Raw genomic sequence first — 8,128 nt, forward strand, 5'->3', positions numbered from 1 at the left:
AAATAGACTGCGCTTTCATTTTATATAATGAAATATTGATTGTCTACCTTTATGATTTAAATATTTTGCCATTTTCAATATTGCAAAAAAGTATCATTCTAATAAAAATACAACATAAAAAGCCGAGCTTAAGGCTTTTCTCGACTTTTAAGGAGATTAAAGGGCTGAAAAAAATTATTTTCTTTCTCTTTATTTTCAACATGAAAATATTAATTTAGTTTTTACAATAGATTGTCGATTTACAAATATGACCCTAAATTGTTTATATATGTTAAATTTTTCTGTAGATTTCCGCTTTAATCAACAAGGACCTTTAACAGAGTATGTAATAAAATGAAATTCCAATAGTCTAATCAATGGGTGAATGTAACTAATGACTGTTTTCGTAGACATTGTTGCTTTTAGAAAAGAGCCTAACTAATTTAATGTAGTTAATAAGAATCTACTACTTAGATTTTCCCGCCTGCTGGTCAAGCCTGTAGATAAAAGAAAACACTTCGGCAACTGCCTGGTAAAGTTCCTCTGGTATCCGCTCATTCAGTTCAAGCTGGCTCAGGACTTCCACAAGGGATGGGTCCTGCTGGATCGGAATGTCATGATTTTTCGCTTTTTCAATGATTTGGTCGGCTACAAGACCCTTCCCTTTGGCCATGACTTTGGGAGCATCCTGGGTGGCAGGATTATAACCCAGAGCTACAGCCGTTTTCCGTGCAGATTTTTGAGGTTTCATATTTTTATATCCACCCTGCTGTAATCTTTTTTGCTATAAAGGTCTACTAGTTTCTTATGTTCCCCGTTTGGCTTTGATGCCCCTGGTACGGAGAAGCTAACTGCTGACAAATGATAATTCACTTCTGTGAGTTTGTTTTTTAACAATGGCAAGAGCTGATCTGCCACTGTTTTTAATGAAGGATGTTGGTTGATGACTTGCATGCTCATAATCCGATTCTGGACCTGCATATCAACAATCGTATCATCCAAATGCTCGAGCTTTAGATAAAAGAGTACACGGCAATAATCCGCGTTGATTTTACCGTCTTCTGTTTTTTGGCCGCTCCATTGCACGGTAACCTCTGACATTTTCCCCCCAATGATAAACGGCATCTGCACGATTAGCTGCTGGATAGGACCGGTCTCTTGTGAAAGCAGCTGGAACCCGGTAATTTTGTTTAATAGTTGCTCTGCAGCGTCCTTAACAGTATGGGGAGTGTTTTCATTCAGCAGACGTATCAGGTGCGGCTTCAAACTCTCTGCAGGCGGAGCCTTGTCTTCAAGAGAGCCTTTAAAAGCTTCTGCAAGCTCCCGTTCATATGAAAGACCAAGAGATGACAGGAAGGACTTTATTTTTTCAGTTGTGAGGATTGCAGACTCTTCATTGGAAATTGCCATTCCCTGTTCAGCATTATTGATTGCTTTTCGCAAAAGTTCGATTTGCTGACTAGTTAAACCTGACATCTCAGCATTTCCTGCAGCTTTCAGTAATTCAGCTCCGGCATTTGAAAAACTCTCTTTTCCTGGATGTAAAATCGATAACCACTTTACCCCTGACTCAGAATCATCATTTCCCGCTAATACCATTGCTATTAATTTTTTAAATGCTTGCAAACCCTCCTGTTGATCAGCCTCTTTTACCGGAGAAACTGCGAATAACTGCCTCAACTGTTCGACTAGCTCTGTTAACTGCCCATTTTTCATGATCGTACCGGCTGGCTCTTTTTTAATAATGCTGTCTATCAATTGTTTCGCTACAGTAATTTCACCCTTTTCTAAAAGGGCGATCACTTTCTTAGCAAAATTCAGTTCTGCTGGGATTTCCTCTTTCAATATCCTATCGTTTTTGTTTTTCAGGTTTGAAAGCATTTGCTGCAAGACCATTTTCTCGCTTTCCTGGGCAGGAAACCCAGCCGCTTGTTGAAGCAGCTTGAAGGCAGCTTGCCCTTCTGTATCATTGCCCTTAAGCCAAGTGGCGGCAATTTGTCCCAATACGTGACTGGCAGCAAGTGTTCCATTCGAAGGTACCTGCTCGTTCAGCAAGAGTTTAATTTTACTCATTGTTTCCGTATTAGATTCTTGATCAATTGCTTGCAGGAGATTTTCCATTAACAGAGTTAATGATGGCTCTTTATTGACCGTATATAAAGCAGAAAATGTTGCTTCTGTTACCGGTAGTCCTCGGGTTAAAATCATATGGATTGCTTCGAGTCCAGAACTTCGTGGACTTGCGCTTTTCAGCCATTCGGAAGCCTGCTGCAGGATTTCCCGGCTGACTGGCAGCTGCTCCTTTAGAAAAAAACGTACCAGTTCAAGGTTTTCCTTATTCGCGGGCAATGAAAATTCTCCGAGAATCCTGGAAAAACTTTCGGACTGCTTACCCTCCTCACCGCCAGTTGCGATCACCTTCAAGCGAACTTTTCCTTCACCTGGCTGGACCTGGAACCAGTATCGTTCATTGGCCGAAAGAGGTGTTTCTAATTGGGCAATCATTTTTTGGTTTCCGATTTGAATCTCTGCAATTTGTTCTGGAAACAGCTTAATGATTTTCCCATTGATGATTTGCCCCGGTCTTAGGGACGCAGTTTTGACTTGCTGTGATGGATTATGATTGAATAGGCTATGCAGTGCTCCTGTTTCCATGCTTCACCTGCTTTATCGAACTTAATTCTCAATACATTCTCTTACTGGCGCAAATGTTTTTCTGTGAAATGGGGTAACACCATGCTCCCTCATTGCCTTCATATGCTCAGCGGTTCCATAACCCATATTTGCATGGAACCCAAACTGAGGGTAGGCCAGACTTAACTCCTTCATTAACCGGTCTCTGGTAACCTTTGCTATAATAGAAGCCGCTGCTATTGAAATACTTCTTGCATCACCTTTTATTAACGCTTCGGATGGATATGGCGTATCCAATTTCACAGCATCTACCAAAAGAAAATCCGGTGAAACACCCAGTTGACCTACTGCCATGAGCATCGCCTTTTTAGTTGCCTGCAGAATATTAATTTCATCAATTTCTGTTGCACTGATGATCCCAATGCCTACTGCCAGTGCCTGGTTATTGATTACCTCAAAATATTCCTCCCTCTTAGATTCAGGGATTTTTTTAGAATCATTGAGTCCAGGAAGGTAAAAGTCTTCAGGTAAAATAACTGCACCTGCTACTACCGGTCCCGCTAGCGGTCCCCGTCCTGCCTCGTCAATGCCTGCTATTGCATGATAGCCTTCTCCTCTATACTTCTTCTCAAAGGACGTCATGCTGATAAATTGTTCATGCAGCTCCCTCTTAATCCGTTCTTGTTTCTCCCATTTGACAAGCATGCGCTGCACACCTTTACGCTCATCTTGTTTTAGTGCTATCAGGTAATCATCCTCGACATAGTCCTTGCCAAATAATTGTTGCTCAATCTCACCAATCGTCCATGTTTTCATAAAAAATCTCCTAATTTTGCTTCTTTTATATGTATCGGCGATCTAAACGAAAAATAAAGGCCCTGGATACAGGACCTTTATTTTTCATTTTCATCAATCTCATCAAGTTTTATTAAATCTTGAGGACGTTCAAAGGATAACGGCCCTAATTTTTCAGTGCGGATTTCTCTGATCACAAGTTCCGCGACTTTATCATAGTCGACATAGCCGCCCGGCATCCTGCATCCGCGAAAATTACCAATAAGGTCAAAAAGCTCGACGATATCCTCCGGCAGCTCAGACAGCTTATACCTCTCCTGCAGGCGTTCTGGGTAATGCTTCTCTAAGTATCTGAGGGCATACAAGGTTAAGTCCTGAAGATTCAGAAGCGTATCTTTAATCGCTCCAGTAATCGCGAGCTTGACACCTACTTCCTGATCCTCGAATTTTGGCCATAGTATTCCTGGAGTATCAAGCAATTCAAGCTCCTTGCCCATCTTAATCCACTGCTGTGATTTGGTGACACCAGGTCTGTTGCCAGTCTGTGCTATATTTTTGCCTGCCAGCCTATTGATTAAAGTGGATTTCCCCGCATTCGGGATGCCGACAATCATCGCCCGGATTGCACGAGGTTTAACACCCTTGGAAATTAACCGGTCAAGTTTATCCTTTAACAGAACCTTTGACTCCTGGACTATCTGCTTTAAGCCTATGCCAGCCTGTGAGTTAATTGCCAGCGCGGTTATTCCTTTTTGGCGGTAAAAGCGAAGCCATTCATCAGTAACCGCTTTATCGGCCATGTCAGCCTTGTTCAATAATACAATTCTTGGCTTATGCTGTATGATTTCATCTATCATTGGATTTCTTGAAGAATAAGGAATTCTTGCATCCACCAATTCAAAAATAACATCAACGAGCTTTAATTTCTCTGTGACCTCTCTGCGAGCCTTGGCCATATGGCCTGGAAACCACTGGATCGTCAAAGCAGTCACCTCCTATCTGTTTTGCCAGCCATCCACTTGCTAATATTTTAGGATGTGGCTATTTCTAGTCTATTGTGCGCAGATCGTCAATAGGCCAGTAGATGACGTTTGTCTTTCCTAGCACCTTTTCGAACGGAACCGTACCAATATGGCGGCTGTCCTTGCTGAAGCGGCGGTTATCCCCCATCACAAAAAGTTGACCATCAGGAACTGTTTCTCTGCCGATTTTCTCTTCAAGGGTAAAAGGATCTGTCAGCGGCCCATCTATCACTTGTTTTTTATATTCTTCCAAGTAAGGTTCTGGATATGCCTTTCCATTGACATAAAGTGTATCATTTTTATATTCGATTCTATCGCCTGGAAGGCCGATCACTCTTTTTATGTAATCTTTGTTTTCTGGCGCATGAAAGACGATTATATCAAATCTTTCTGGCTCCCCTACTTTATAGCTCATCTTGTTCACAATCATCCGGTCCTGGTCATGCAATGTCGGCATCATTGACAATCCATCAACAACAATCGGTGCAAATAAAAAATATCGAATAACAGCTGCAAGCACTACAGCAATCAATAGGGCTTTCGTCCATTCCCATAATTCGTTTTTCTTCTTCTCCGCCATTCTTTCCCCACCATTCTAAAATATAGGTTGTTTGAATACATAACTTTATTTTACATAAGTCAGGCAAGATAAACACGATGCGTGATGATTTTTAAAATAAACTTAATAATGTTTATCCATTACATATTTCAAGAAATATATCTGAAGGGTTGTCCTGCAGTATCTTTGACCAGTATTAACCCTTCCTTGAGTATGAAAAAGGAGCTTGGCTAGGCAAGCTCCTTTTTTACATTCAATCTTATCGAATTTCTTTGATACGAGCCTTTTTACCACGCAGGTTACGTAGGTAGTAAAGTTTCGCACGGCGTACTTTACCGCGACGGATAACTTCAAGCTTCGCAATTTTTGGTGTGTTAACAGGGAAAGTACGCTCAACGCCTACTCCGTAAGAAACTTTACGTACTGTAAAAGTTTCGCTGATTCCACCACCACGACGCTTTATCACTACACCTTCAAACAACTGGATACGTTCGCGAGTTCCTTCGACAACCTTAACGTGTACACGTAATGTGTCACCAGGACGGAAAGATGGAAGATCAGTGCGAAGTTGTGCTTTTGTGATTTCTTCGATTAATTGTTGCATCGTTTTCATCTCCTCCCACAAATGCTCTTGCAAAACGTTTCATTGCAGCGGAACATCGTTATAAGCGGCATAAGCACGTTCGCTTTAAGCCACAAGAAGTATCTTACCATAAACTAACGCTGACTGCAATATCAATCTTCAAGTTTTGAAAGTTCATCCAACCATTTTTTTTGCTGATCGGTCAGTTCTGCTTCTTCTAAAAGATCTGGCCTGCGTGCAATGGTACGCTTCAGGCTTTCCTTCATACGCCATTCTTCTATTAAACGATGATTTCCTGAAATCAGTACATCAGGCACCTTCAAACCCCGGAAATCGGATGGCCTGGTATAGTGTGGGTGTTCAAGAAGACCCGTACTGAAAGAGTCCTGAATATGAGATTCTTCACTTCCTAGCACTCCGGGCAGCAAGCGTACGACACTGTCAACAACAACCATGGCACCGAGTTCTCCACCTGTCAGCACATAATCACCAATTGAAATCTCATCGGTAATCACATGTTCACGAATCCGCTCATCATAGCCTTCATAGTGCCCGCAAATAAAAATCAAATGCTCTTCTTTTGCCAGCTCTTCTGCTTTCTTTTGCGTATACCGCTCCCCCTGGGGACACATAAGAATAACACGGGGCGCGGAGCTTTTCGCACGTTCCTTAAGGTCAGCAACAGCGTCAAAGATCGGCTGCGGCTTAAGGACCATACCTGCACCGCCCCCATATGGATAATCATCGACAGTTCGATGTTTATTGTCCGCAAAGTCACGGAAGTTGACGACATTATATTGAACTGCTTCTTTTTCAGCAGCTTTTTTCAATATCGAGTGCCCGAAAACACCTTCAAACATTTCCGGAAAGATGGACAGGACATCGATGTGCATCATGACAGAAGCCCTTCAATAGGTTCTATCACAATGACTTTCTCATTGACATCCACTTTTTTAACAATGTCTTCAATATATGGGATGAGAACCTCTTTTCCCTTCCCATTTTTCACTACCCATACATCATTAGCGCCAGGGGTTAAAATTTCAACCACCTTACCGAGTTCTTCGCCTGCAGTGGTTAACATTAGGCAGCCGATAATATCCTGGAAATAAAATTCGTCTTCCTCCAGTTTTCCTCGCTGAGTTTCAGGAACCTTTAGGATGCCGTCCCTTAGCTTTTCAACCTGGTTAACATTGTCATAACCTTCAAACGTCAGCAAATTAAAATTTTTATGCGTCCTGTGGCTTTTAACAGTAAGTTCAATAGGTTCCTTTGAACCTGGCATGAATAACAGCAGAGTATTGCCTACTTTATAGCGCTCTTCCGGGAAGTCGGTTCTTGATATAACTCTGACTTCTCCACGGATTCCATGCGTATTTACAATTTTTCCGACATTAAAGTATTTTTCCATGTTTCATCACCTCTCGCGTATTTCGGTCACGATTCCGTCTTTCACTATAATAGTCTTTCCCGAAAGGAACTCATCCCATTGGTCCCCTTCTTTTATTTCGACTAAACCCTGTAATTCTGTTTCTTTAATTTCGCTTCCAAGCGGAAGAATATGTAGTTGCTCAATCTGGAAATCAAGCAGCTTGATTTTCTCTTTATGATTCTTGATTTCATTTTCAAAATGTTTCTTTAAGGTCTCAGGAGGAAACTTCTTTGCCTTTTCGAGCTTTTTCAGTTCAAATCTTAGCTGGTCGCATTCCTTTTGCAGCTGGAGTTTCCTGGAGTGATATTTTTGGTGGAACCGATCCTTGCTTTCTTCTGTCAGTACCTGTTTAACCATTATTGTTTGCAGTACCTTCAAAGCATTTCCCCCTTACACACTCTTCGCACTAATACAACAGCATTGAAAATGTACACTTGCCCATAATTATATCGTACTTATTTTAAAAAGAAAAAAAGGAGGGTTATCCCCTCCAATTCGAGTGCCATTATACAGACAGAGCCTGTACCAGCTTCAGCTTTGCTTTTGCAATACTGAGCGTAGGCTTTTATTCGACGATTTCTAAGAAAATCTTCTTTTGCTGTGATGATCCTGCTGCATAGACTACTGTTCGTATCGCCTTTGCAACGCGTCCCTGCTTTCCAATTACTTTGCCCATATCACTTTTGTTGACGGAAAGCTTATAGGTTACGCGCTGATCTTCTTCGTGTACATTTACATGAACATCTTCTGGAAAATCAACAAGGGGTTTCACGATCGTCTCAATTAATTCTTTCATGGGCGCTTCCATAATTACTTGCTAAGCTTAGCGTTGTGGAATTTTTCCATGATACCATGCTTTGAGAACAAGTTGCGCACTGTATCAGATGGTTTAGCTCCGTCTTTAAGCCACTTAAGAACCAACTCTTCGTTAAGTTCAACCTTAGCAGGTTGAGCAACTGGGTTGTAAGTTCCTACAGACTCGATGAAACGGCCATCACGTGGTGAACGTGAATCAGCTACTACAATACGATAGAAAGGAGATTTATTAGCTCCCATACGTTTTAAACGAATTTTTACTGCCATTTTAAATAAGCACCTCCGAATAGTTTCACACAAGATAGAAT

The 8,128-nt window shown here is 41.5% G+C and carries 11 protein-coding genes; all 11 read right to left on the reverse strand.

Annotation, left to right across the window (positions count from 1 at the left end; translation table 11 throughout):
• Positions 1 to 445: 445 nt before the first annotated feature.
• Positions 446 to 730: an EscU/YscU/HrcU family type III secretion system export apparatus switch protein gene (locus WB217_RS10795; RefSeq protein ID WP_423993234.1), complete on the reverse strand. Its 285-nt coding sequence runs from the start codon at positions 728 to 730 to the stop codon at positions 446 to 448.
• Positions 727 to 2,634 (reverse strand): hypothetical protein, encoded by a 1,908-nt coding sequence (locus WB217_RS10800; RefSeq protein WP_423993235.1) that lies wholly within the window; start codon positions 2,632 to 2,634, stop codon positions 727 to 729. Before WB217_RS10800 ends, WB217_RS10795 begins: the two co-directional genes overlap by 4 nt.
• A 21-nt stretch (positions 2,635 to 2,655) precedes the next feature.
• Complete coding sequence (locus tag WB217_RS10805) at positions 2,656 to 3,429, reverse strand: ribonuclease HII (RefSeq protein WP_423993236.1); 774 nt, start codon at positions 3,427 to 3,429, stop codon at positions 2,656 to 2,658.
• A 77-nt stretch (positions 3,430 to 3,506) separates the two neighbouring features.
• On the reverse strand, positions 3,507 to 4,391 hold the full coding sequence (gene ylqF / locus WB217_RS10810) for a ribosome biogenesis GTPase YlqF (protein ID WP_423993237.1): 885 nt from the start codon (positions 4,389 to 4,391) through the stop codon (positions 3,507 to 3,509).
• A 64-nt stretch (positions 4,392 to 4,455) separates the two neighbouring features.
• Positions 4,456 to 5,010, reverse strand: coding sequence for a signal peptidase I (lepB, locus tag WB217_RS10815; protein WP_423993238.1), 555 nt, complete (start codon positions 5,008 to 5,010; stop codon positions 4,456 to 4,458).
• Between the two features lie 238 nt (positions 5,011 to 5,248).
• On the reverse strand, positions 5,249 to 5,593 hold the full coding sequence (gene rplS, locus WB217_RS10820) for a 50S ribosomal protein L19 (protein ID WP_423993239.1): 345 nt from the start codon (positions 5,591 to 5,593) through the stop codon (positions 5,249 to 5,251).
• A gap of 131 nt (positions 5,594 to 5,724) precedes the next feature.
• On the reverse strand, positions 5,725 to 6,468 hold the full coding sequence (trmD, locus tag WB217_RS10825) for a tRNA (guanosine(37)-N1)-methyltransferase TrmD (RefSeq protein WP_423993240.1): 744 nt from the start codon (positions 6,466 to 6,468) through the stop codon (positions 5,725 to 5,727).
• A complete protein-coding gene (gene rimM, locus WB217_RS10830; protein WP_423993241.1) occupies positions 6,465 to 6,983 on the reverse strand; it encodes a ribosome maturation factor RimM in 519 nt (172 codons plus the stop codon). The genes trmD and rimM overlap by 4 nt, the downstream gene beginning before the upstream one ends.
• Positions 6,984 to 6,989: 6 nt before the next feature.
• Positions 6,990 to 7,382: a YlqD family protein gene (locus tag WB217_RS10835; protein ID WP_423993242.1), complete on the reverse strand. Its 393-nt coding sequence runs from the start codon at positions 7,380 to 7,382 to the stop codon at positions 6,990 to 6,992.
• A gap of 187 nt (positions 7,383 to 7,569) precedes the next feature.
• Positions 7,570 to 7,800, reverse strand: coding sequence for a KH domain-containing protein (locus tag WB217_RS10840; protein WP_125479141.1), 231 nt, complete (start codon positions 7,798 to 7,800; stop codon positions 7,570 to 7,572).
• Positions 7,801 to 7,814: 14 nt separating this feature from the next.
• On the reverse strand, positions 7,815 to 8,087 hold the full coding sequence (rpsP, locus tag WB217_RS10845; protein WP_423993243.1) for a 30S ribosomal protein S16: 273 nt from the start codon (positions 8,085 to 8,087) through the stop codon (positions 7,815 to 7,817).
• Positions 8,088 to 8,128 lie beyond the last annotated feature (41 nt).

It is taken from the genome of Mesobacillus sp. (genome assembly GCF_049588175.1).
In the GTDB taxonomy this organism is placed as follows: Bacteria; Bacillota; Bacilli; order Bacillales; family Cytobacillaceae; genus Mesobacillus.